This is a genomic window from Rhodococcus sp. (in: high G+C Gram-positive bacteria) (genome assembly GCF_049286785.1).
Classification (GTDB): domain Bacteria; phylum Actinomycetota; class Actinomycetes; order Mycobacteriales; family Mycobacteriaceae; genus Rhodococcus_F.
Genome location: NZ_JBAQEO010000822.1, coordinates 1 through 1,558, shown reverse-complemented (window position 1 = coordinate 1,558; position 1,558 = coordinate 1). Strand labels below are relative to the sequence as shown.

The 1,558-nt window shown below is 64.8% G+C and carries 4 protein-coding genes and 1 pseudogene; all 5 read right to left on the bottom strand.

Annotated features, from left to right (window positions below; translation table 11 throughout):
- Positions 1-136: 136 nt before the first annotated feature.
- Positions 137-430 carry a hypothetical protein gene (locus WAW17_RS29615; protein WP_422336419.1) on the bottom strand — a complete coding sequence of 98 codons (294 nt, stop codon included), beginning with the start codon at positions 428-430 and terminating at the stop codon, positions 137-139.
- Positions 427-567, bottom strand: coding sequence for a hypothetical protein (locus tag WAW17_RS29610; protein ID WP_422336418.1), 141 nt, complete (start codon positions 565-567; stop codon positions 427-429). Before WAW17_RS29610 ends, WAW17_RS29615 begins: the two co-directional genes overlap by 4 nt.
- The gene (locus tag WAW17_RS29605; RefSeq protein WP_422336417.1) at positions 564-797 is read right to left on the bottom strand and encodes a hypothetical protein; all 234 of its coding nucleotides are present in this window, start codon (positions 795-797) and stop codon (positions 564-566) included. The genes WAW17_RS29610 and WAW17_RS29605 overlap by 4 nt, the downstream gene beginning before the upstream one ends.
- Positions 794-1,081 (bottom strand): hypothetical protein, encoded by a 288-nt coding sequence (locus WAW17_RS29600; protein ID WP_422336416.1) that lies wholly within the window; start codon positions 1,079-1,081, stop codon positions 794-796. Before WAW17_RS29600 ends, WAW17_RS29605 begins: the two co-directional genes overlap by 4 nt.
- A gap of 44 nt (positions 1,082-1,125) precedes the next feature.
- Positions 1,126-1,558: pseudogene (locus WAW17_RS29595) on the bottom strand (hypothetical protein); the annotation flags it as partial.

Sequence of the window (1,558 nt, the reverse complement as noted above, 5' to 3'; positions counted from 1 at the left end):
GTTCCGTAGAGACCGGCCTTGTACTCGGCGACGAACGCGTCGGCGATGCGGCCGTGGTGCTCGATCAGGGCCCGGGCGCGATCTGTGGGCGGGATGCTGGCGAGGACTGCGCCGAGGTTGCCCTCGTATGGGCGGCTCATGAGTCACCGCCGTTCGCGTGACCCTCGACCGCGGCAAGGAAGCCGGTTAGATCGACGTCACCCCACGGCCCGACGCCGCGCGAGACGAGGACTGCGCCGAGGTTGCTCACGCCCACCATCTGGGCGTGCTTCCGCAGATCCTCGAGCATGTTTTCCGCGTCGGCCTCGGTCTCGAAGATGGCGACGCGCGGTTCCATCGCGGGGATTCCGGGGATGATGCGCGGCGGGATGGGGGTGAAAAGGCTGCCGTCGGGGAGGCGGATCGCCCACTGGCGTGCGAACTCGGTCATCGGATCTCCCGACTGCAGTCATCGCACGGATGCTCAGCCGAGCAGTCGTTCGCGATCTCGTGGGCCTGGCGCACGGTCAGTCCGGATTCGACGACGGCGCGCCCAAGGTCGGTGATCTCGATTCGTTTGTCGGTCATCGGATCGCCGCCTTCGTAATGCTGAGCGCAAGCGCTCCGAGCATGGCCACTGCGAGCGAGCCGACCTCGAAAGCATCGACGGCGAAGCGAATCAGTCCGGGGATCACAGGCTCGGGCGCTGGCTCGAGAAGGTTCTGCAGCGTCTCGAGGCGGATGTCGATCTCTTCGCGGACGATCTTGCGGATGTCGTCGGAGGTTGGGGTGGCCTCGGGATTGGGTGGGAGGTTCATGCGGCACCGCCCATGCGGAGCAAGTTCTTCACAATCTCCCGGGTGGCACTGGCACCGAAGTGTGATGGGCGGTCCGAGAGTTGCTGACCCAGAACACGCCACGCCTCATCGCGCCCGGCGTCGAGCAAGTACTTCACCGCACACTCGTGATGCCACCAGGTGAGAAACATTTTCGTGATGGCCTCGCCTTCCTGGGTGACATGCCCGCACTTCGGGCACGGACGGGACGGAAGGTCGATGACGATGGGCGCTTCGGTGGTGGGGTCTTTCAGTACTCGCGGCATGCGGCGACCTTTGGATTCGGCGATGGATAGGTGCTCAACGGGATTCATGCGTCGACCTCGATCGGGAGGCTGAGGGTTCCGTTTTCCTCGATGTGACGGACGCAGCGTTCCCAGGCGTATGCCTGTCCAGCTGGGGTGAGTTGCCCGGTGAATACGTTGCGGCCGTTCCGGGTGTCTTTGCGGTTGTGCCCGTACCCCTGGCGGATCGCCCACGTCGTCGCCTGACCTGAGTCGGTGCGGTCGCCGCGGGTGAAGAGGTGGAGCTTCCTTGACAGGAACTTGCGGATCTCGGCGTGCATGACACGGACGCCGTGCGCCTCAGCCCATGTGATTACTTCGCGGCCGAAGTCGGTTCGATTGACGTTTCCTGATCCGCCGGCGTGGGCCTTCGCGCGCTCAACGAACGGACGGTCACGTTCAGCCTTCGCTTCGAGCGCGATCCTTCTTGCTCGCTCGGCCTTCGCGACTTCGATGGCC

Excerpts from the sequence above, each read along its gene's own strand:
- WAW17_RS29615 (WP_422336419.1), bottom strand. The coding sequence starts at position 430 with ATGACCGAGTTCGCACGCCAGTGGGCGATCCGCCTCCCCGACGGCAGC.
- WAW17_RS29600 (WP_422336416.1), bottom strand. The coding sequence starts at position 1,081 with ATGCCGCGAGTACTGAAAGACCCCACCACCGAAGCGCCCATCGTCATC.
- WAW17_RS29605 (WP_422336417.1), bottom strand. The coding sequence starts at position 797 with ATGAACCTCCCACCCAATCCCGAGGCCACCCCAACCTCCGACGACATC.
- WAW17_RS29610 (WP_422336418.1), bottom strand. The coding sequence starts at position 567 with ATGACCGACAAACGAATCGAGATCACCGACCTTGGGCGCGCCGTCGTC.